Source organism: Arthrobacter sp. SW1 (assembly GCF_001766675.1).
GTDB lineage: Bacteria > Actinomycetota > Actinomycetes > Actinomycetales > Micrococcaceae > Arthrobacter.
The window spans coordinates 264,114-285,221 of sequence record NZ_MJLT01000034.1; the positions used below are offsets into that span (position 1 = coordinate 264,114).

Sequence of the window (21,108 nt, forward strand, 5' to 3'; positions counted from 1 at the left end):
CTAGTCCCTTAGGACGGGCGCCACGCGCCGCAAATCAGGCGCCGGGCTCCCAGCTGATGTGCTGCCGCACATCGCTCAGGTTCATCGACTCGGCCAGGAACAGATCATCCAGCATGTACTCGTCCACGCCGAGGATGCGGATCCAGTGCCCGCTGCCGGCGGCGTCGCCGTCGAGCGCTTCGCTTTCCACACACACGCCGGTCCCGGCATCAATCCTCAGCCGGGTACGGCCGGGCAGGCACAACGGCATCGCCGGATCGGCAGGGGAGTAGTTCAGCCCCGGGGTCACCACGCATTCCAGGGCGGGGCGGCCCTCATGCTCCAGCTCGAGCACCGGGCCCAGCTCCACTGGGTTGCTGTCCGGAAACTCGATCGGCACCGGCGCATTGCCCGCCAGCTCCACGGGATCAAGGGCGGCCGCGAGACGGCCGTTCCCGAAGGAAGGTTCCCCGTACGCGGCTTCCGGCCGGCGGCGGACCAGCCCGGCGTCGTCGTACACGGGCGTCACGAGGTGCGCCGGAAGCAGCCAGGAACTGCGGCTGGACCGGACGTAAAAGCTGTCCCGGGAGTCGTTGATCCCGGTGGTGCTGTGCAGCAGGGTGCCGTCCGAGGTCTCCAGGCGCAGTGCCCCCGGCCGCCGCAACCACGCCTTGACCGTGCTCTTTTCATCGCCCGGCAGGTCCCGGTATTCGAAGCGGAGGCTGGTCCATTTCCACGGCGAGGAGCGGCAGAGATTGCGGAAGGTGGAGGACATGTCGCGGGCGTTTCCGGCCCCGGATTCTGCACTGTAGCGCCCCATATCCACATAATACGGCCCGGCCCGAGCGGCTCCCGCGGCAAAACGGATAGCATCCGAGGGTGATCCGACGACTCAGCGAACTGTGGACGGCAAGCCCTGTGGCCTTCTGGCTGCTGCTTGCCGCGTGCCTGTATTTCGCGGTGATGGCCGTCCGGCTGACGATCATCGACGTCCGCCACCACCTGCTGCCCAATCGGATCGTCTTTCCCTCGTACGGAATTGCGGGCGTGCTGCTGGCGGGTGCGGCGCTCGCCGTCGCGTTCTCCGGCGTCAAGGCCGGAATGCCCGACGCCGGTGCAGCCCTTTTCGGGGTGCCGGTCCTAGGGATGGCGGCAGGGGGAGCCGTGCTGTGGTTGTTCTACTTCCTGCTGCGGCTGGTCTATCCGCCCGGAATGGGCTTCGGCGATGTGAAGCTGGCCGGCGTGCTGGGCCTGTACCTCGGCTACCTGGGGTGGTCGCATGTTTTCGCCGGGACGTTTGCCGCGTTCCTGTTCGGCGGCCTCTGGAGCCTGGTGGTGCTGGCCGCCCGACGCGGCACTTTGAAATCTGCCATCCCTTTCGGCCCGTTCATGCTGGCCGGCGCGGCGACCGCCATGGTGGTGCTGCCGGCTTGATCCGGAGAACCAGCCCGCACACTACGATGGGTGGACCCGAGAGTTGGAGGTCCCGCCGATGAGAACCGTCACCTTCCCTGATGGCCGCACCGCCGCGGCCCTTGGCCAGGGAACCTGGTACATGGGTGATTCCAAGGCCGCCAGGGCCGAGGAAATCCAGGCTTTGCGTATGGGGCTCGATCTCGGCATGACACTTGTGGACACCGCGGAAATGTACGGCAACGGCGCAGCGGAAGAACTGGTCGGCGAGGCCATCGCGGGGCGGCGGGACGAGGTGTTCCTGGTCAGCAAGGTGCTCCCGTCCAATGCCAGCCGCACCGGAGTGGTAGAGGCATGCCGCCGCAGCCTCCGCCGCTTGCGGACCGACAGGTTGGATCTCTACCTGCTCCACTGGGCCGGCCCGTATCCTCTGGAAGAAACGATTGCCGGATTCGAAAAGCTCCTTGAATCCGGGGAAATTGGCGGCTGGGGAGTGAGCAATTTCGACGAGGACGAACTCAGCGGCCTGCCGGCCGGCTACGCGCCCGGGACGGGCCGCGGTCCGCAGACGAACCAGATTCTGTACAACCTGACGCGTCGGGGCCCGGAATTCGACCTCCTGCCGTCCTCGCGTGACAGCGGTATGCCTGTGATGGCCTATTCACCCATCGAACAGGGCCGCCTGGCAGGCCACCCGGTACTCGAAAACATCGCAGCACGGCACGGGGCCAACACCGTGCAGATCGCGTTGGCCTGGGTACTCCGCCTAAACCATGTCCTCGCCATACCCAAGGCCGGCAATGCCGCACACGTCCGGGAGAACCGTGCGGCCCTCGACATCGTCCTCACCCCGGAGGACCTGGCTGAGCTGGACGCCGCCTTCGCGCCGCCACGATCATGGCAGCCGTTGGAGATGCTGTAGCCGGGCCTTGAACCCGGCTGCGTTCAGGAACCGCTCCGGGCCGCGCGCACCGCGCGGTAGCCAGCGAAGCAGGCCGCAGCACCGCAGAGGACTGCGCCGGCGATCATCAATCCGTTGCCGGCAGCGGTGAAAACCATGGACACCGCGAGCAAGGCGAACAATACGGCACCCAGGCCCCACCGGACGGCGGGGCTGGTGCTGACGGAATCCTCAGGCTCAATGCTCACCGGACAAGCCTAGCCGCTGCCTTCGGACGATTCGCTGCTTAAGGCCGTTCCGAAGCTGTGACCTGCCCGGAACGATTGCAACGGGCCTGTGCTTCCCGGCTGCGGAGCACCGTAGGAGACTGGGAGCGATTCGGCGGATGTCCATGATGAGGGGGCTCGTGTGTTGTCACGCAGCAGAATGTCCGGATACGCAGTGGCGGTTCTCTTAGCCGGGGCCCTGGCCGCGTGCGGGAATGCACCTGGAGCGCCGGGACCGGAGCCTCGGAAGACTGTGCCGGAGGCGGTCCCGCCGGTATACACGCACCCGGCTCCGGACCAATCCCCGGTGTCCCGTGCTCCGGTGGGCAGCAAGACCGACGGCCCGAAACCGGTCTGCGAAGGCGGACCGCTGGGGTGCCGGCTGTATAGGTCCACGGGCGGGCGGGATGCAACGGGGGAGTTGGCCTGGCTGAAGGAAGTTCCCCTGGAAGTGACCACGTACTTCGTCAACGGGACGTGGAATGTCGGAGTCAAAACGCCCTGCAATGGCATGGGTGTCGAGATCGAACTCGAGGGCACCCGTTGGATTCCCAGCGAGATCGCGCAGACTCTGATGCTATGTGAGGGACCGAGGGGCGAGCGTGAGAATTGGGCGAGTGACTTGTTCAAGGCACCCGTTACCTGGAAGCTCGACGGCGCCAAACTGACGCTAAAGAACAGCCACGGCACGGTGGAATTCAAGGATGCCGGAGCGGCCCCGCACATGTAAGTGGCAAGGAAAAGCCGGGGCGCCCACACAGGGTGCCCCGGCTTTCCGGACCGGAAACAAGCAGAAGTTACCGCCGGCCGGCGAGTTCGGCGTCGTCGTCCTCTGCGCGGGCAGCCGCGGCGGGAACAGAAGCCGCAGCTGCCAGCCGCTCTGCCTCGAGCCGCTCCGCCTCCTCGCCGCCCACGGCCTCGCCGCGCGCGACCATGCCGGCAGTGTCCGAGAGCGGGATCTGCTTAAGCGTGATGGCCAGCAACAGGGCCACCGCAATAAACGGGATCAGGTACCAGAACACCGGCGCGAGCGAATCGGCGTAGGCGTTCACGATCGCGTCCCGGACGGAAGCGGGCAGCTGGGAGAGCGTCTGCGGATCCAGGGTGCTGGTGGCCTGCGAGGCCTGCTCGGAGGAGGCGCCGGCGCCGGTGAAGGCCTTGGTCAGCGACTCGGAGAGCCGGGTGGTGAACAGCGAGCCGAACACCGCCACGCCCAAGGACGCGCCCACTTCGCGGAAGTAGTTGTTGGTACTGGTGGCGGTACCGATCTGCCCGGCCGGAACCGCGTTCTGCACCACCAGGACGATCACCTGCATGATCAGGCCGAGGCCCGCCCCGAAGATGAACAGCTGGATGCAGATCACCCAGATGGGCGTGGCAGCGGTAAGGGTGGTGAACCACAACATGGCCGCGATGGTCAGGACTGCGCCCAGGATCGGATACATCTTGTACTTGCCGGTCTTCGAGATCCGGATGCCGGAGTAGATGGAGGTGCCCATGAGGCCCACCATCATGGGCAGCATCAGCAGGCCGGAGACGGCTGCGGAGGTGCCGGAGGACATCTGCAGGAAGGTCGGCACGAAGGCGATGGCGGCGAACATGCCCAGGCCCAGGGTGAATCCGATGGCCGTGGCGTTGATGAAGATCCGGTTCTTGAAGAGGCTCAGCGGAATGATCGGGTCTTCGGCGCGGCGTTCCACCATGACGAACAGGAACGCGGCCAGCACCATGCCGGCGCCGAAGAGCCAGGTCAGGGGCGAATCCCAGCCCTCGTCCTTCTTGCCGCCGAAATCGGTGAAGAAGATCAGGCAGGCGGTGGCAGCGGAGAGCAGGACGACGCCGAGGACGTCGATGCGCTTCTCGGCCTTCTTGTTCGGCAGGGTCAGGGTGAACCAGGCGATGGCGAAGGCAGCGATGCCGATAGGGATGTTGATGTAGAACGCCCATTCCCAGGTGAGGTGGTCCACGAAGAAACCGCCCAGCAGCGGGCCGGCCACGGCGGACAGGCCGAAGATGGCGCCCAGCGGGCCCATGTACTTGCCGCGTTCCTTGGCGGGAACGATGTCCGCGATGATGGCTTGGGACAGGATCATCAGGCCGCCGCCGCCCAGGCCCTGGATGGCGCGGAAGACCACGAAGGTCCAGAAATCGGTGGCGAATGCGCAGCCCACAGATGCGGCCGTGAAGAGGCCGATCGCGATCAGGAAGAGGTTGCGGCGCCCGAGCACGTCACCGAACTTGCCGTAGATGGGCATCACGATGGTGGTGGCCAGCAGGTAGGCGGTGGTGATCCAGGCCTGGTGCTCCACGCCGCCCAGCTTGCCCACGATGGTGGGCATGGCGGTGGACACGATGGTCTGGTCCAGGCTGGAGAGCAGCATCCCGGCGATCAGGGCCGAGAAGATAATCCAGATTCTTCGTTGGGTCAGCAGCAGCGGTTCGGCTGCGGTTCTGGCGGTTGCACTCATGAATTGTCCTCTGGGATGTCGAGGGGCTGGCTGAACAAGGCGCGCACTGCGTGGAGGTTCTCTTCCAGCAGCTCGCGGTAGGGGCGGCGGTTTCCTTTGGAGAAGAACACCTGGTTGGTTTTCTTGGTCACGGCTCCGAAGACCGTGGCCGCCATGATGATTTCGGGGTGGTCCGCCGGCAGCCCTTCACGTGAGGCGATGAGCTCGGCGAACTGGCGCTCGCGGACTTCGCCCTCGGCGGTCATCCGGCTGAGCAGTTGCGGTTCAGCGGAGATGGCCGCGATGAGCTGGCGGATGTCTTCCGGGCTGACGGTTGAGCGTTCCATCACGGTGACCGTGAACTCGAACAGGGCAGCCAGGAGACTGGCTGAGATGGTTCCGTTCCCCGGTGCCGGGTTCGCGGTGAAGGCTTCCAGGGCGTCCTGGGGGAGTTCGTCCGAGAACGAGCCGACCACCGCGTCTTCCTTGCTGTGGAAGTAGTTGAAGAAGGTGCGGCGTGAGATGCCCGCTTCCTCGCAGACCTCTTCCACGGTGTAGCCGTTGAGGCCGCGGCTCGCGGTCAAGGAACGCGCGACGGCGGTGATCGCCTTGCGGGTGGCCGCCCGCTTGCGCTCGCGGAGGCCGCCGTCGAAAGTTGCACTATTACTCACAAAGTAAATTTTTGCACTGAATGAGTGAGGGTGCAAAAAGATAGCCGTATGTCATCTATCACATACGCGTCCGCCTAGCCCCTTGCGAGGTAGTCGCGGACCCTATCTGCAAGGCCGGCTTCGCGTGCTGCCAGCGCATCCACGAGGCCGCTGAGACGGGCGACGTCGAAGGCGTGGGCTTCCTGGCCCCGGCGTCGGCGCGGCCTGGTTTCCAGTTCTTCGCAGCGGCGCAATGCCAGGATCTGGGCTTTGACCCGTACCCGGCGGTCTTCAAGTTCGGGCGAAGCAGCACGTTCCTCCGCGGTGACGGCGTTGAGGTCCGCGGTGTCCTCGGAGACGAACAGGGCATCCAGCTTGGCACGGACGGAGTGCAGCCGTCGGTCGTTTTCCTTGCGGGACGCAGTGCGGTTGCGTCGACGGCCGGCGATAGTCAGGGGGACGGCGGCAAGGCCGGCGAAAGCGAGGACGACGCCGACGCCGAGCCCCACCCGGGTGGACTGGGATTCCGTCCAGGCCGGCTTGCCGAGGCTCTCCGCGAGGTCCTGCCTGAGCAGGAAGAGCGGGGTGGAAATTGTTCCGCGCGCATCATCGGCGCTGTTCCATCCGCCGTGGTCCAGGTACTCACCGGACAGCCGGGGCGCAGGCGTCGGTCCCCAGGCCAGCCCGATTTCGCGGTATTCGCCCTGGCCCACGTCCCGGACCACGTTCACCATCACGTCCGGGTGCAGATCACCGGTCGCCGGGTCCACAAGTTCCGGGACATTGGCCAACGCCGAGCGGACCAGCTCCGATCTGTCGTCCAGCTTGAGGTCTTCGAAGTACCGGCCGCTGGAGTACTTGCTCGGCCTGGCCTTCTTGACCACGTCCTGTCCCGGCGCGGCGGGCAGGGCGATAACGGCGAGCCGCCAGGGGACGAAGGCGCGGATTTCCCCGCTACGCTCGTTGGCTTCGTCCAGGCCGGGCCAGTCCGCTCCATCGGGCAGCGAGATATAGCTGACCGCCTTGTCCTGGCCAAGCGCGCCGACGCCGCTGATCGCGGCCTGGACGCCCCATGACAGGACCACCACCACGGCGCCGATTCCCACGATCACGCCAAGGACCCCGCCGCCCGCGCGGAGATTCCCCGCGAGCTCGCTCTGTTTCCGGGCGGGTTTCCGCCGCGGGGCAGGGGGAGTTGGTTTGCGTTTGGCAGCGAACTGGCCGCGCGCCTCCCGCCACCAGAGTTCCACTCCTGCGAGGTTCAGTCGGGCGTCCTTCTCCGCGGAGTTTGCGTCTGGTGATCCGGCCAGTGCCAGCAGGAGGGGCGTTCCGGGTTCGTCCGCGGACAGTTCCCGGGCACGCTTTACCGCGGCTTTGGGTGACAGGCCCACTGACTTGGCGAGCCCCGAACGGAGGGCGTCGCCCAAGCCGTCGGACGTCTTCCGGGCCGCGTTGAGCAGGGCGGCCGGGACCTCGTCCGGATCCGCGGCCTGATCTGCGATCTGCGCGCCCACGGTGATCAGCGACAACCGGACTTCCTCCAGCTTTTCCACGGCGGCGGCCAGGCTGCCGGTAACCCGGACGTCCGCCTCGGAGGCCATCGCCCGGACCCGGTCGGCTGCTTCCATGAACGACCGGGTGTTGGCGTCCCAGGCGTGCTGGGCTGTCGCGGTGCGCAGCAGCAGCGCAGTTCCCTGGGAGACCGCATCGTCCAGCAAGTCCAGCCGGTGCGCCTCCTTCCTGAACCGGTCCGCCTCTTCGGCCGTCAGGTCCTGCATGGTGGGCATGCCGGCCGGCACGCGCTCATACAGGACCGCTTCCTCCCGGCTCAGTTCCAGGGACCGGCGCTCCACCTCGCGGGCTGCTTCCTGCAGTTGCCGGGCGGCGGCCGAACGGGAACCATCGCGCAGCTGCAGTGCGGACAGGCCGGTCATCTCCAGATCGAGGGTGACCGTGGCCAGGCTGCGTGATCCGACCGCGAGGTCATGCCAGAGCTCCCGCCGTTCCCGGCTCCGTTTGGCGTGGCGCCTCGCGGCGACGGCCGTGGCGATGCCCCCGGCCAGGACGATGGCCAGCCATCCCAGAGGCGTCCGCTTCACTGCCTGGGCCTGGGCGTCCACGGCGGCCCGGGCCGCCAGCGCCGCGGCCCCCGCCTGCTGGCCGGCGCGGTGGGCGTTGTCGAAAGCGTCGCGGACCATGTCGTCGCCGTCGGGCTCATACTCCGACTCGTCGTGCAGGACAGGCAGCCACCCCTTCTGGACCCTGGCGCCGGCAAACCGTCCGTTGACCACCACGGCGACCGTCCCGGCAGCAGGGGAGGCGCATTGCCGCGCAGTATCGGCATCGCAGACAAGCAGGCGGGTTGGCTCGTAGGCCTGCAGTTCTCCGCCGATCGCGGCCCGGACCTGTTCGGCGCTGACCGTCGTGCCGGTCACCTCGACCGTCACCCACGACGTTGGAATGTTCACGCCCACGCCGATCGCCGCCAGAAGCAGGGTCAGCGAACCCAGGGCGATCGCGGCCCACGGGCGCGAACGGCGGGGTCCGTGGGGTCTGCTGCTGGTCGCCAAAGTCCGTTCCTCCGTTCGGTGCCCTCCCGGCAGTATATTTCGGCGGCTTCCGCGGCCGGGTCCACACAGCTGAGACGCCGACGGCGGCCGGCGTCTTCCGCGGGGAAGGTGCCGGCCGCCGTCGTACCTTTACTGGTTCAGCGCGGGAGCTTAGGCCTTGTGGGCCGGGGCCGTCATGGTGGTGACGTCCAGGGCCTTGTCGAGATCGGCCTCGGAAACCTTGCCCTCGCCCTCACCGACGAAGCCGAGCTGCTCGGTGGCCTGGCGGATGGTCAGGCCTTCCTTGACGGCAGTCTTGGCAATCTTTGCGGCGTTCTCGTACCCGATGTACTTGTTCAGCGGGGTCACGATGGACGGGGAAGCCTCGGCCAGGAAGCGGGCACGCTCCACGTTGGCGGTGATGCCGTCGATCATCTTGTCGGCCATGACGCGGCTGGTGTTGGCCAGCAGGCGGATGGACTCGAGCAGGTTGGCGGCCATGACCGGGATGCCCACGTTCAGTTCGAAGGCGCCGTTGGTGCCGGACCAGGCGATGGCGGTGTCGTTGCCGATCACCTGGGCACACACCATGATGGAGGCTTCGCAGATGACCGGGTTGACCTTGCCCGGCATGATCGAGGAGCCCGGCTGCAGGTCCGGGATGGCGATTTCGCCAAGGCCCGTGTTGGGGCCGGAACCCATCCAGCGGAGGTCGTTGTTGATCTTCATGAAGGAGATCGCGATGTTGCGCAGCTGGCTGGAGCCTTCGATCAGGCCGTCGCGGTTGGCCTGGGCCTCGAAGTGGTCGCGGGCCTCGGTCAGCGGCAGGCCGGTGTCCGCGGCAAGCAGTTCGATGACGCGCTCCGGGAAGCCGGCCGGGGTGTTGATGCCGGTGCCGACGGCGGTGCCGCCCAGCGGAACTTCGGCCACGCGGGGGAGGGCGGCGTTGATTCGCTCGATGCCGTAGCGCACCTGTGCTGCATAGCCGCCGAATTCCTGGCCCAGGGTGACCGGGGTGGCGTCCATGAGGTGGGTACGGCCGGACTTCACGATGTCCTTGAACTCCACGGCCTTGCGCTCCAGCGACGCCGCCAGGTACTCGAGGGCCGGGATGAGGTCGTTGATGAAAGCCGAGGTGGCGGCGACGTGCACCGAAGTGGGGAAGACGTCGTTGGAGGACTGCGAAGCGTTCACGTGGTCGTTCGGGTGGACAACCTTGTCGCTGCCCTTGGCGGCCAGTGCGCGGTTGGCGAGTTCCGCGATCACTTCGTTGGTGTTCATGTTCGAGGAGGTGCCCGAACCGGTCTGGAAGACGTCGATCGGGAAGTCGCCGTCGTACTTGCCGGCAGCGACCTCATCGGCGGCTGCGGCAATTGCTTCGGCGAGCTCATCGTCGAGCACACCGAGTTCAGCGTTCGCCAGTGCGGCAGCCTTCTTCACGCGGGCCAGCGCTTCGATGTGCGTGCGCTCGAGGGTCTTGCCGGAGATCGGGAAGTTCTCCACCGCGCGCTGCGTCTGGGCCTTGTACAGGGCGTTCACGGGAACGCGCACTTCACCCATGGTGTCGTGCTCGATGCGGAACTCAACGTTCGTTTCTTGAGTGGAAGTCATGGGGCTAGCTTATTGCGGCGGGCCGCCCCTGCCGAAACCGGAACACAAGGCTACGGCGGCGCTGCCATGGGAAGGCGCGCGCCGCCGTCGGGCCTCAAGTTCCGGGTGTTACAGCTGGCCGATCCCGGAAACCAGCTCCGCCCGGCCCTCGCCGAGCTTGTAGGACAGGCCGATGACCGCGGTGCGGCCGTCCTGGATTGCGTCCGAGATCACACGGGAGCTGTCGGCCAGCCGGGCGGCCGTCTGCTTCACGTGCTCCACCACCATGTCATTGACGTCCGGCTGTTCGTTCCGGAGGGAGGTCAGCACGGACGGGGTGATCCGTTCCACGAGGTCGCGGATGAAGCCGGAGGGCATTTCGCCCGTCTCCACGGCGGCCTTGGTGGCAGTCACCGCACCGCAGCTGTCGTGCCCGAGGATCACGATCAGCGGCACGTGCAGCTGGGAAATGGAGTATTCGAGCGAGCCGAGCACGGCGTCGTCGATCACCTGGCCGGCGGTGCGGATGACGAAAGCGTCGCCAAGGCCCAGGTCGAAGATGATTTCAGCGGCGAGGCGCGAATCGGAGCAACCGAAGATCACCGCGAACGGGTGCTGGTCCTCGAGCAGCGAATGCCGACGGGAGGCATCCTGGTTGGGATGCCGGGATTCGCCGGAGACGAACCGCTCGTTTCCTTCGCGCAGACGGCGCCAGGCAAGTGCAGGAGTCAGATAGGTAGCCACGCGGCTACTTTACGGGGTGGCCGTCGGGGCGGGTGAAACTGTGTCGGCGGACTTTACGACGGCGGCCGCGAGCGTGGACATTTCGTCGAGGCTTGCCGGGCCGCTCAGGATGATCGTGGTGCCTTTGTATTCCAGGACCATGGAGCGGTTGCCCTTGCCGGAATCGCGCAGTTCCCAGTCCTTGCCGCCGGCGTTGCGCTTGCCCGTGACTGGAGCATTGCCGGTCTGCTGCAAAAGCCACGTGGGGTTGGCCTTGCGGGTCTGGACCAGGCCCACGAACGATTCCTTGGGGGTGAGGAAACCGAGCTCCCAGGTAGGCACGCCGCTGCCTGTGCCGGATTCCCAGCGGGCGTAGTTCGGACGGAATGTTTCGCCAGTATCCGGGGCAACCGGTGTGAATCCGGCCACATCCTTGGCGTTGGCGGCGATGGCCGCAACGTCGATGTCCGGACGGTAGCCGTCGCTCTTCGGGGTCGGATTCATAAGTACGATCGGCAGGAACGCCAAGACGCACACCAGTAGCGCAATCACCATGCCGATCACGGAGGCGTTGGCCCGCTTGGCCGCTTTTGCCGCGATAACGGGCTTCACAACGGGCTGGCCGGGGCGGTCCTGGGCGGTCGCTTCAGAGCCGGGCATCGGCTCGGCAACCGGGGTTTCCTGCTTTTCACTCACCCCTCCATAGTCCCTTATCCGCGCGGCGAATACACATTCCGGTCCCGGAGGGAAGAGGCGTTCCGCGGCGTGGACACCGCATGGCCGGGCCGATCCGCCCCGACTATGATCGATCCAGGGAAACATCGAAGTTGCCAAGTGGCTGCTCTCGGTCCCGGGAACAGGGTTCCACGAGCCAAGCCCCATGAATCGCCATCAAAGAAGAGGTTCACGTGTCTTCAGCACCAATGTCGCAGTACTCCACGATTTCCCCGGCCCTCGCCGTCGGGAGCGATGAGCCGGACCGCAACCTCGCGCTGGAACTCGTCCGCGTTACCGAAGCTGCCGCCATCGCCGGCGGCCACTGGGTCGGCTTCGGCGATAAGAACAAGGCGGACGGCGCCGCCGTGGACGCCATGCGTTCCTTCCTGCACTCGGTCCACTTCAACGGCGTCGTGGTCATCGGTGAAGGCGAAAAGGACGAAGCTCCCATGCTGTTCAACGGTGAGCGCGTCGGTGACGGAACCGGCCCCGAGTGCGACGTCGCCGTCGACCCCATTGACGGAACCCGCCTGACCGCGCTGGGCATCAACAACGCCCTCGCAGTGCTGGCCGTTGCCGAGCGCGGCTCCATGTTCGATCCCTCCGCCGTGTTCTACATGGAGAAGCTCGTCACCGGCCCGGAAGCCGCGGACATGGTGGACCTCCGCCTGCCCGTCAAGCAGAACCTCCACCTGATCGCCAAGGCCAAGGGCGTCAAGGTCAACCAGCTCAACGTCATGATCCTGGACCGCGACCGCCACCGCCCGCTCGTGGAGGAAATCCGCGAGGCCGGTGCGCGCACCAAGTTCATCATGGACGGCGACGTCGCCGGCGCCATCGCCGCGGCCCGCTCCGGCACCGGCGTCGACGCCCTCATGGGCATCGGTGGCACCCCGGAGGGCATCGTTGCGGCCTGCGCCATCAAGTCCCTCGGCGGCGTGATCCAGGGCCGCCTGTGGCCCACCAGCGACGAAGAGAAGCAGAAGGCCATCGACGCCGGCCACGACCTCGACCGCGTGCTGTCCACGAACGACCTCGTCACCAGCGACAACTGCTACTTCGCTGCCACCGGCATCACCGACGGCGACCTCCTGCGCGGCGTCCGCTACCAGAAGGACCGCGTAGTCACCCAGTCGATCGTGATGCGCTCCAAGTCCGGTACCGTCCGCTTCGTCGACGCCGAGCACCACGCCAGCAAGTGGGAAGGCTACGCCCGCAAGAACTAGCGGCTTCCTATAGCGCGAACTGGCAGCAGATGCCCTTTGAACCGAGGTTTAAGGGAATCTGCTGCCAGTTCGTTTAAGTGCCTGTGGATAACCAGTTTCGGCTCTGTGCAGCGGGCGAGAATTGAGCATGCCTCGGACGCCAATGCCAGCCAACCTTCCAAACGGTTCGTTCCCCGCTTCAGCAGCCGTGACTCTTGGACTAAGCCAGAAACAACTGCGCAGGGACGGCATTGTGACGGTTTCGCGAGGCTTGCGGCTGCCTCTCCACAGCACAGGCACCGTCATTGAGCACCTGCGTGGTTACACGGACTTGGACCCGGGATGCTGCTTGTGTCATACCTCCGCGGCCCGGGTACATCAGGTCAGTCTTCCGTCGTTTCTTGAAGAAGACTGGCGGATCCACCTGGCCCGCCCAAGTGAAGCGTGGAAGCCACGGCGCCGCAACGTGGTGGGCCACCAATTGACCTTCAAACCCGGCGAGGTGGTGGTTGTTGATGGTGTCCGGGTGACATCCCCGGCACGCACTTGGCTGGACCTTGCCCAACGGATGAGTATTGACGACCTTGTGGCTGCGGGAGATTCGATCGTGTGCAGCCACGGGCCTGATCACCCTGTGCCACGTGAGCCAATGGCTACCATTGATCAACTCAAGGCGATGGTCTCAGCGCATCCGGGAATGCGGGGCGTACGGAAGGCCCGCTTGGCATTGGACCTCATCCGCGTCGGGGCGGACTCTCCGCAGGAAAGCCTGATGCGGCTGGCCCTCATCAACGCGGGGCTGGCGGAACCTGTGCTGAACCACGTGATCTACAACGAATGGGGCCAGCCAGCGGTGTGGCCCGATGCCGCCTATGTACGGGAGAAGGTTTCCTTGCAGTACGACGGCGGACACCACGGTGAACCTGAGCAGTACCGCCGCGATATCAAGCGCCAGGCGTTGACGGAGAGGCTCGGCTGGCAGGAAGTCCGAGTCGCGCGCGCGGACCTTGAAGGCGATCGGCCTGCGGTGGTCGATAAGGTACGCAGGGCCTTCAAGCCTTCGATCGAACTGGCAGGCGGTGCCCTTAGAAGCGCGATCTGAGGGCATCTGCTGCCAGTTCGCGCTACGGGGACGGAGGGGTAAGTCAGCGGAGCTTGTTCCGCAGCTTCCTGGCCAGCTGGTAAGCGCCGTAGCGGAGCTTCTTCACCGGCAGGTCCCAGGTGCCCGGGTAGGCTACCTGGTGGCCGCCGAAGGACTTCTTGAATGCCGTGAAGCCTGCCCATTTGTGGTCCGGCCGGTCCTCGGGTGCCACGCCCCACAGGTCCACATGCTTGAGCCCGCGTTCCTTGGCGTCGGCCATCAGCGTGACCAACAGGGGAATGCCGGCGCTGAGCTTGCGGTGGCTGTCGTCCAAGGCCGCATGGGCGTAGGTGCGGGTGTCGGCGGAATCATAGGCCAGGGCCGCCGCGATCGGCGTTCCTTCGAGCTCGGCGATGAACAGGGTTCCCGCGCCGGCCGGCAGCAGCGAACGGGCCACGGTGGTGAGGTAGTCGTCGCTCTGCGGCTTGAAGCCGTTGCGCGCCGCGGTCATGTGCAGGAAGTCCAGCAGCACCGAAATCTCGGCGGGATTCTGCGAGGACCGGAACGTCACGCCCTTCTTGTGGATGTTCCGGTAGAGATTGCGGTTGGTGGGCTTCATCCCGGCGAGGACGTCCTTGAAGTCCCCGTCCAGGTCCACGATCCAGCTCAGCTCCGGCTGCTGGTTGGCCGGCGCCGGCTGCATGCCGCGTTCCCGCAACAGCCTGTCCGCCTCGTCCACCCCGAACCCCGCGCTGGCGGGTTCCAGCCGCACGAAGACCGCGCCGCAGCGGCGGGCCGTCGCGCGCAAGGCGGCCAGGGCGGCGTCGAACGCTTCAAGGGACTCGGCCACCGGGCCGTACGGCGAGTACAGCACTTTGCCCGCGGGGTTCTTCTCCTCGACGGCGAGGAAACGCCAGCCGGGGCCGGACTGCAGGTGCACGGTACGGCCCAGCGCACGTTGGACCTCGGCCCACGCAGGGCTTTGCAGGAAGAAATCCATGGCCTAGCTTTCCAGTCCAGTGGTGATGGCGAACGCGACACTGTTGTCCGTGGCGCCGGCCTCCGCGTGCACCATCACGGGGTTCTCGGCCGCCGGGATGAACGCGCTGCCGCCGCGCGCCACGCGCAATTCACTCTTGGGGGAGTCCAGCAGCACCCCGCCGGAGACCACCACGACGACGGCGGGCCCGGACTGCGCGAGCGGCACCGGTTCTGCCTCGGGAGCGAGTTCGATGCGCTGGAGCCGGAACTCGCGGAACGGCGGAAGGTACAGTTCCTGGCCGAGCTCGGATTCGCTGGGCTCGACCCGCGGAACGCCGATCGAGGCGAATTCCACGGTCTTCATGAGCTCGGGGATGTCCACGTGCTTGGGCGTGAGGCCACCGCGCAGCACATTGTCCGAGCTGGCCATGACTTCCACGCCAAGGCCCTTCAAGTAGGCGTGGATATTGCCGGCGGGCAGGTAGATCGCCTCGCCGGGGGCCAGGGAGACGAGGTTCAGCATGAGGGAGATCAGGACTCCGGGATCGCCCGGGTACTCCGTGGCGATCCCGGCCATCGCAGTCAGGGCAGCCGAATACGGTTCGGTAGCAAGCCCGGCCACGGCGGCCACGGAAGCATCCACGGCCTCAGTCACCGCCTCGCCGCCCGAGATCAGGGTGCTGAAGGCGCCGCGCAGGGCATCCGCTTCGTCCGGGCGGGACAGCTCGGCGACGACGGCACGGAGGACACCGGCCGGGGCGCCGGAACCGTCCACCAATTCCGCCAGCTGCGCGAAAAGGGCCCGTGATTCCGCCGCGGGACGGAACCCGCAGAGGGCCTCGAACGGGGTCAGGGCGAAAATCATTTCGGGCTTGTGGTTGTCATCCCGGTAATTGCGGTCGGCGGCAGCGGGCGCCACGCCGGCCGCGTTCTCGCGGGCAAAACCTTCCCGTGCCTGTTCCAGGCTCGGGTGCACCTGCAGGGACAGCGGCTTGTCCGCGGCCAGGATCTTGCCCAGGAACGGCAGCCGCGGGCCGAACTCGGCGACGCTCGCCGCGCCCAGGAAGTGCTCCGGATCCTGCGAGATCACGGCGTCCAGCGGCAGGGCCGGCGCGCCGGAACGGCTGGCCAGCGACGGCGAGTCGGGGTGCGCGCCGATCCACAACTCCGCCTCCGGCCCGCCCGAGGCGGGGGTGCCCAACAGGGCGGAAATCGCCGTCGTCGAGCCCCAGGCGTAGGGGCGCAGCACATTCTCAAGCTGGTACACGGGCAGGAGTCCTTGTCACTGAAAGGCGGGTCGCGGAACGGAAAAGGGACTTACAGGGGGCGGCACTGGCCGTTGTTCGCCAGCAGCAGTTCAAGCGTCGCATAGTCCTGGATGTCGTACAGCGAATTCAGGTACGCGGCGGTGATCGGCTGGCCGTCCGGACGTGTGGTCACCGGGGTGAAGTCACCTGCGGGTGTTTCCGCGGAGACCCGGGTGGGGAGTCCGCCGGCTTGCGGGCCGCTGCCCGGGACGGACAGTACGACGCCGGACGCCGGGTCCTCCTGCACCGCACCGGAAAATGCCGCACCGGCTTTCGGGGAAGCCTTTGGTGCCAGCAGCTTCCTGACGCGCTCGTGGATGACGTTGAAGTCCGGTGTGGTGGAGAACCAGCCTTCGAAGTCGGGCGGGCCGATGGTCAGCCGGGACACCGGCTGGTTCTTGGACTTGATGGCCAGGTCCACGAAGCTGCCGAGCTGCGCGGCGGAAATGTTGGATTCCACCACCTTGGTGCCGGCGTTGGCGATGGCCTCGAACTTGGACAGCAGGGTGGCGGGGTCGAGCTGCTTGAGCATGGCCTGCTGCACGCACTGCTGGCGGGCGATGCGGGCGAAGTCGTCCACATTCTCGCGCGAGCGGGCGTACCACTGGGCCTGGAAACCGTTGAGCTTCTGCTCACCCGGCGGGATCCAGCCGTCCGGCTTCACGTGCCGGGTATCGCTGCCCGGAAGCATGCCGCCGCTGATCGGCACCCAGGCGCCGGACTTGATGCGGATGCCGCCCATGGCGTCGATCAGCTTGGAGAAGCCGTCCATGTCCACCACCACGTAGGCCTGGATGGTGATGCCCAGGCTTCCGGAGACTGCTTCCATGGTGGCCTGGGCGCCGGGATCGGAGACGCCGGGGTAGAGATTGGCGTAGTTGTTGGTGACCTCGGTGTTGATGGCGTTGATGAGGCATTCATTGCCGCAGTTGTAGCCCTCGGGGTAGACCTCGCGCATGGGGGAGCCTTCGCTGAACTGCGCGTTCTGGAGGTTCCGGGGCACCGAAATGATGGCACTGGCACCGGTTTCGGCGTCGACGCTGATGACCGAGAGGCTGTCCGGGCGGCGGCCGGTCCGCCCGTCGCCGGCGTCACCGCCCATCATGAGGAAGTTATAGCGGCCGTCCACGGGCTCGAGCGCGGGGCCGTTGGCGAAAATGCTGCCGATGGCGTTGCGCCCCACGTTCAGTACGTAGGCGAAATAGCTCAGGGTGCCGCTGCCTATCACCATAGACAGTACGAGGGCGACGGCGACAATCGGCCGCATGCCGGGTGCCAGCAGCACAGGCCGGATGATCCGGAACGTGTTGATGAACAGCAGGACCCAGCCGGCGGCCAGTGCCAGCAGGACCACGATGAGGAGCAGGGACAGCACGGGATGCGTGAACAGTCCCAACACCAGGGAACGGTTGACCAGGGCCAGGACCAACAGCAACAGGGCCAGGGCCCAGACGGTGAACGTCACGCGCAGGGCCGTGCGGCCCAGCTTCCTGTCGCCGGCCACCACCTGTGCGCTGCCGGGCAGCAACAGGGTCATGAGGAGCAGGACAAAGGCCCGCTTGCTTCGTACGGGCGCGCTGGCCGACGCCGGATACCTGACCGGGTCGGTGAGCGTCGCGGTGGCGGGCTGTTGCCTTTGGCTGGCCTGGCCGGTGGTCGGGATGGACTGCCTGCTGGTCATTGGCGAGGCCTCCCTTAGCGGCTGCTCCGGGCGGACACGTTGTCCTGGGAGAACACTTCGGCCACCTTGTCGCGCAGCCGGGCGCCCTTGGCCGATGCCACGTTGTTCAGTTCCTGCGCGAATTCGAGGAGCTCGCCCTGCAGCCGCTTGGCCAGTTCATCGCTGCCGGAGGCGAGCATGCGCACGGCCAGCAGGCCTGCGTTGCGGGCGCCGCCGATCGAGACCGTGGCCACCGGCACGCCGGCGGGCATCTGGACGATCGAAAGCAGGGAGTCCATGCCGTCCAGGGTCTTCAGCGGCACTGGAACGCCGATCACCGGCAGGGGAGTGACGGAGGCCAGCATGCCGGGCAGGTGTGCGGCTCCTCCGGCCCCGGCAATGATGACGCGGATGCCGCGCTCATGCGCCGTCTGGCCGTAGTTGATCATCTCAGTGGGCATGCGGTGCGCGGACACCACGTCCGCTTCGAAGGGAATGCCGAATTCGGCCAAGGCGTCGGCTGCGGCTTCCATGACGGGCCAGTCGGAGTCCGAGCCCATCACGAGGCCTACGATCGGGGCGGCGTTCTGTGCACTCATGCGGTCTCCTTGGGGACGTCGGCCGGAACACGGCCGTCACGGATGATGCCGGCCACCACGGTGGCGCGGTGGCGGATGGTGTCAATGTCGGCCACGGAATCGGCTACCAGGTTCACGTGGCCGATTTTGCGTCCGGCGCGCACGGATTTGCCGTAGCAGTGCACCTTGGCCGCCGGTTCATAGGCGAGGGCCTGCGGGTAGGCGCTGAACAGGTCCTGGTTGTCCCCACCCAGGAAGTTCTTCATCACCGCCACGGAGCCGAGCACATCGGTTGCTCCGAGCGGAAGGTCCAGCACGGCGCGCAGGTGCTGCTCGAACTGGCTGGTCACGGAGCCGTCCTGGGTCCAGTGGCCCGTGTTGTGCGGGCGCATGGCCAGTTCGTTGATCAGGAAGCCGACGCCGACTCCCGGAGTTTCGAACAGTTCCGCGGCCATGACGCCGGTGACGCCGAGTTCTTCGGCGATCCGGAGCGCAGCTTCCTCGGCGGCGGCTGCGACCTCCACGGGGATGTCCTGGGCCGGGGCGATGACTTCGTCGCAGACGCCGTCCACCTGGATGGTGTGGACTACCGGCCAGGCGCGGGATTCGCCGCCCGGGGTCCGGGCTACCAGCGCGGAGAGTTCACGGCTGAATTCCACCTTGGCCTCGGCCAGCAGCGGGCTCATGGCCTCGAACCAGCCGGCCGTCTCTTCAGCTTCGGCGGGTGAGTGCACGATCCGAACGCCCTTGCCGTCGTAGCCGCCGCGCGGGGTCTTCAGGACCACGGGCCATCCGGTGTTGTCGCCGAACTCCACCAGCTCGGCGATCGTGTGGACTGCTGCCCAGGCCGGGTTGGGGAGGCCGAGGCGGTCGATCGCGGCACGCATCACCAGCTTGTCCTGGGCGTGGACCAGGGCATCCGGGCCGGGCTGGACATTGACGCCGGCGTCAATGAGGGCACGAAGGTGATCGGTGGGGACGTGCTCGTGGTCGAAGGTCATCACGTCCAGGCCTTTGGCGAACTCGAGGAGCGCGTCCAGGTCCTTGTAGTCGCCCACCGGAGCCGTGGCCACCGCCCGGGCTGCCGAGACGTCCTCGCCTTCGGCCAGGACGCGGAGTTCGAAACCGAGGGCAGTTGCTGCCGGGGCCATCATTCGTGCAAGCTGGCCGCCGCCAACAACGCCAATAACAGGAAAAGTCACAGGGTTCAGCCTACCGAACAGCACGCCGGATCCGGGATTCCGTGGCATTGGCGGCGACGCGAAGCGGATGTATTGGAAGCCGTGCACGGCATCCCTTGCAGCGTGCTCCAAGGAAACGGCGCTAAAATGGTGCCTCGGCCCGTCGGCCCCATTTCACCAGGCCATGGAGGGTCATGATCAACACACTTGCAGATCGCATTCGCGGCTTTGCCTCGCTTTTCTGGCGCGAGGTGGCCAAGTTCGGCGCAGTCGGCGGTGTGGCGTTTGTCATCGACAACGGACTCACGTACTACCTGATGCACGGGCCGCTGTCCGACGGTCCGTCCAAGGCGCGATTCGTCGGCGCGCTCGTCGCCACCATCTTCTCGTGGATCGCCAACCGTTTCTGGACGTTCCGGCACCGCCGGCAGGACAATGTGCTCCGGGAATTTGTGATGTTCGCCATCATCAACGGCATCGGCATCGGTATTTCCACCGGGTTCACCTTCATCGCCAACTACTGGCTGCACATCACGGACAAGAACCTGCTGTTCGCGGCCGGTGTCTTCGGCATCCTGGTGGCCACGGTGGTGCGCTTCTTCGCTTACCGCTTCCTCGTCTTCAACAAGGAACTGGACGAAGAGCCGGAGTTCTCGCATGACCACGAGCTGATTGAAATCCACCCCAAGGCCAAGGCGGACACCGGGACCACGCCCGACGCCGGACAGCCCGGCGATCCGGAGTCCGTCAAACGCCGCTGACGCGTTCGTTCTTCAGGAGGTGTTCCGTCACCTCGACGTCCGGGTGGACCAGCACGACGGAACCGTTCCGGTTCCAACAGCCAAGTGACGCCGCAAGCGCGGCGTCCAGGCCGTCGCCTGCGCGTACCAGGATGCGTTCGCCCTCACCCGCGATGGCCTCGCCCTGTCCTGCGGCCGGGCCTGCCACGGCGAACTCCGTGAGCAACTCGGCGTGGCTGTAACCCTGCGCCGGCAGGCGCAAGGCAGCAAGTTCAGGTGTGGCCTCGGCGTACGGCAGGAACACGTCGCCGTGCGAACGGACTTCCGCCGCGTAATCAAGGACGCCCGGCGGCAGCGTTCCCGGCCAGCGCATCGCCAGTGCCGCAAGCGGAACGGCGACGACGGCGTCAAAGCCTTCGGGGCGCCCGGAACCCGAGGCGTCCCCGGACCCAGCCCCTTCCGACCCAGCCCCTTCGGGACTGGAGGTCGCGAGCAGGTCCGCGGTGCCGCCGTCGAGCACTACTTCCATGCCCAGCTGCCAGGCGGCCAGCGCCCACACCACCGACTTCCAGTGCGCCGGGATATCAAGGCGCAGGGAAATCCCGGGGCCGGCGTCGAGTTCGTCCTGCAGGAGGTTGGCGGTTTTCGCCACCCAGTTGTCCAGGACCCTGCCGGAGAGTTCGATCCGTTCGGAGTCCGGGCCGTACCAGGTGAGGCGGGGAGACGTGGCGTGGTCCGAGCGGAGCGCTGCCATGAGGTTCATTGCCGGGATGCTCATGGCTAAATCTTCCCACGGGATGTTCCCACGGGCTTGGGCGGTGCGTCCGGCCGGATGACGGACGGGCAGGGCGTGTGATTTGCGACACCATCCGGGTGGCGTCCGTGAAGCGGCATGAAGCGTAACCCGCGGAAATTCAGCAAATGTTCAGCTTAAGTGGAACGCGGCTTCCGCTTTCCCGGCATGCCGCGGGAAGCGCGGAAAATTCCCGGGCGTGGCGCGGCGGCAGATGCGGGCAAACGGTGATTATTATCCCGGCGCGGCTTGACGCCCCGGTAGTTACACGCGTGTAATTAGTAATCAATCGCCGCTGCGTACGTATCGCGTACACAACCGAGTACCGAATCATTCAGGCAGTGGCT

At 66.5% G+C, this 21,108-nt stretch carries 20 protein-coding genes; 6 read left to right on the top strand and 14 right to left on the bottom strand.

Annotation, left to right across the window (positions count from 1 at the left end; genetic code table 11):
- Positions 1–34: 34 nt before the first annotated feature.
- Entirely contained in the window at positions 35–799 is a 765-nt protein-coding gene (locus tag BIU82_RS13055) for a hypothetical protein (protein WP_070349878.1), read from the bottom strand.
- 59 nt (positions 800–858) lie between these two features.
- On the opposite strand from BIU82_RS13055, the gene BIU82_RS13060 reads away from it, so the two are divergent.
- Entirely contained in the window at positions 859–1,413 is a 555-nt protein-coding gene (locus BIU82_RS13060) for an A24 family peptidase (RefSeq protein WP_070349879.1), read from the top strand.
- A gap of 58 nt (positions 1,414–1,471) precedes the next feature.
- Positions 1,472–2,314 carry an aldo/keto reductase gene (locus BIU82_RS13065; RefSeq protein WP_070349880.1) on the top strand — a complete coding sequence of 281 codons (843 nt, stop codon included), beginning with the start codon at positions 1,472–1,474 and terminating at the stop codon, positions 2,312–2,314.
- Between the two features lie 23 nt (positions 2,315–2,337).
- On the opposite strand, the gene BIU82_RS13070 is transcribed toward BIU82_RS13065, so the two are convergent.
- Positions 2,338–2,541, bottom strand: coding sequence for a hypothetical protein (locus BIU82_RS13070; protein ID WP_070349881.1), 204 nt, complete (start codon positions 2,539–2,541; stop codon positions 2,338–2,340).
- Between the two features lie 340 nt (positions 2,542–2,881).
- On the opposite strand from BIU82_RS13070, the gene BIU82_RS19715 reads away from it, so the two are divergent.
- Positions 2,882–3,289, top strand: a complete 408-nt coding sequence (locus tag BIU82_RS19715; RefSeq protein ID WP_171906544.1) for an META domain-containing protein — start codon at positions 2,882–2,884, stop codon at positions 3,287–3,289.
- Positions 3,290–3,356: 67 nt separating this feature from the next.
- On the opposite strand, the gene BIU82_RS13080 is transcribed toward BIU82_RS19715, so the two are convergent.
- The 6 genes from BIU82_RS13080 to BIU82_RS13105 all read right to left on the bottom strand — a co-directional run bounded on the left by BIU82_RS13080 (position 3,357) and on the right by BIU82_RS13105 (position 11,178).
- Positions 3,357–5,027: an MDR family MFS transporter gene (locus tag BIU82_RS13080; RefSeq protein ID WP_070349883.1), complete on the bottom strand. Its 1,671-nt coding sequence runs from the start codon at positions 5,025–5,027 to the stop codon at positions 3,357–3,359.
- Positions 5,024–5,677 (bottom strand): TetR/AcrR family transcriptional regulator, encoded by a 654-nt coding sequence (locus BIU82_RS13085; RefSeq protein WP_070349884.1) that lies wholly within the window; start codon positions 5,675–5,677, stop codon positions 5,024–5,026. Before BIU82_RS13085 ends, BIU82_RS13080 begins: the two co-directional genes overlap by 4 nt.
- Before the next feature lie 74 nt (positions 5,678–5,751).
- Positions 5,752–8,226, bottom strand: a complete 2,475-nt coding sequence (locus BIU82_RS13090) for a DUF5129 domain-containing protein (protein WP_070349885.1) — start codon at positions 8,224–8,226, stop codon at positions 5,752–5,754.
- Between the two features lie 150 nt (positions 8,227–8,376).
- Complete coding sequence (locus BIU82_RS13095; RefSeq protein ID WP_070349886.1) at positions 8,377–9,816, bottom strand: class II fumarate hydratase; 1,440 nt, start codon at positions 9,814–9,816, stop codon at positions 8,377–8,379.
- 108 nt (positions 9,817–9,924) lie between these two features.
- Positions 9,925–10,539 carry a carbonic anhydrase gene (locus BIU82_RS13100; RefSeq protein ID WP_070349887.1) on the bottom strand — a complete coding sequence of 205 codons (615 nt, stop codon included), beginning with the start codon at positions 10,537–10,539 and terminating at the stop codon, positions 9,925–9,927.
- A gap of 9 nt (positions 10,540–10,548) precedes the next feature.
- Positions 10,549–11,178: a DUF4245 domain-containing protein gene (locus BIU82_RS13105; RefSeq protein WP_070349950.1), complete on the bottom strand. Its 630-nt coding sequence runs from the start codon at positions 11,176–11,178 to the stop codon at positions 10,549–10,551.
- Positions 11,179–11,441: 263 nt separating this feature from the next.
- Here BIU82_RS13105 and glpX point away from each other — a divergent pair, with 263 nt between their 5' ends.
- Complete coding sequence (gene glpX, locus BIU82_RS13110) at positions 11,442–12,461, top strand: class II fructose-bisphosphatase (RefSeq protein WP_171906552.1); 1,020 nt, start codon at positions 11,442–11,444, stop codon at positions 12,459–12,461.
- Positions 12,462–12,603: 142 nt separating this feature from the next.
- A complete protein-coding gene (locus BIU82_RS13115; RefSeq protein WP_253182774.1) occupies positions 12,604–13,542 on the top strand; it encodes a hypothetical protein in 939 nt (312 codons plus the stop codon).
- 43 nt (positions 13,543–13,585) lie between these two features.
- Here BIU82_RS13115 and BIU82_RS13120 read toward each other — a convergent pair whose 3' ends face one another.
- The 5 genes from BIU82_RS13120 to BIU82_RS13140 are packed head-to-tail and all read right to left on the bottom strand — an operon-like array spanning position 13,586 to position 19,249.
- Entirely contained in the window at positions 13,586–14,521 is a 936-nt protein-coding gene (locus tag BIU82_RS13120) for a peptidoglycan bridge formation glycyltransferase FemA/FemB family protein (protein ID WP_070349890.1), read from the bottom strand.
- 3 nt (positions 14,522–14,524) lie between these two features.
- Positions 14,525–15,769 (bottom strand): mannose-6-phosphate isomerase, class I, encoded by a 1,245-nt coding sequence (manA, locus tag BIU82_RS13125; protein ID WP_070349891.1) that lies wholly within the window; start codon positions 15,767–15,769, stop codon positions 14,525–14,527.
- Positions 15,770–15,819: 50 nt separating this feature from the next.
- Complete coding sequence (locus BIU82_RS13130) at positions 15,820–17,490, bottom strand: LCP family protein (protein WP_070349892.1); 1,671 nt, start codon at positions 17,488–17,490, stop codon at positions 15,820–15,822.
- A gap of 14 nt (positions 17,491–17,504) precedes the next feature.
- On the bottom strand, positions 17,505–18,068 hold the full coding sequence (gene purE, locus BIU82_RS13135) for a 5-(carboxyamino)imidazole ribonucleotide mutase (protein ID WP_070349893.1): 564 nt from the start codon (positions 18,066–18,068) through the stop codon (positions 17,505–17,507).
- Entirely contained in the window at positions 18,065–19,249 is a 1,185-nt protein-coding gene (locus BIU82_RS13140; protein WP_074466446.1) for a 5-(carboxyamino)imidazole ribonucleotide synthase, read from the bottom strand. Before BIU82_RS13140 ends, purE begins: the two co-directional genes overlap by 4 nt.
- A 173-nt stretch (positions 19,250–19,422) precedes the next feature.
- Here BIU82_RS13140 and BIU82_RS13145 point away from each other — a divergent pair, with 173 nt between their 5' ends.
- Positions 19,423–19,989, top strand: coding sequence for a GtrA family protein (locus BIU82_RS13145; RefSeq protein ID WP_253182775.1), 567 nt, complete (start codon positions 19,423–19,425; stop codon positions 19,987–19,989).
- On the opposite strand, the gene BIU82_RS13150 is transcribed toward BIU82_RS13145, so the two are convergent.
- The gene (locus BIU82_RS13150; RefSeq protein ID WP_070349895.1) at positions 19,976–20,746 is read right to left on the bottom strand and encodes a TIGR03089 family protein; all 771 of its coding nucleotides are present in this window, start codon (positions 20,744–20,746) and stop codon (positions 19,976–19,978) included. The genes BIU82_RS13145 and BIU82_RS13150 overlap by 14 nt on opposite strands.
- Positions 20,747–21,108: the final 362 nt, after the last annotated feature.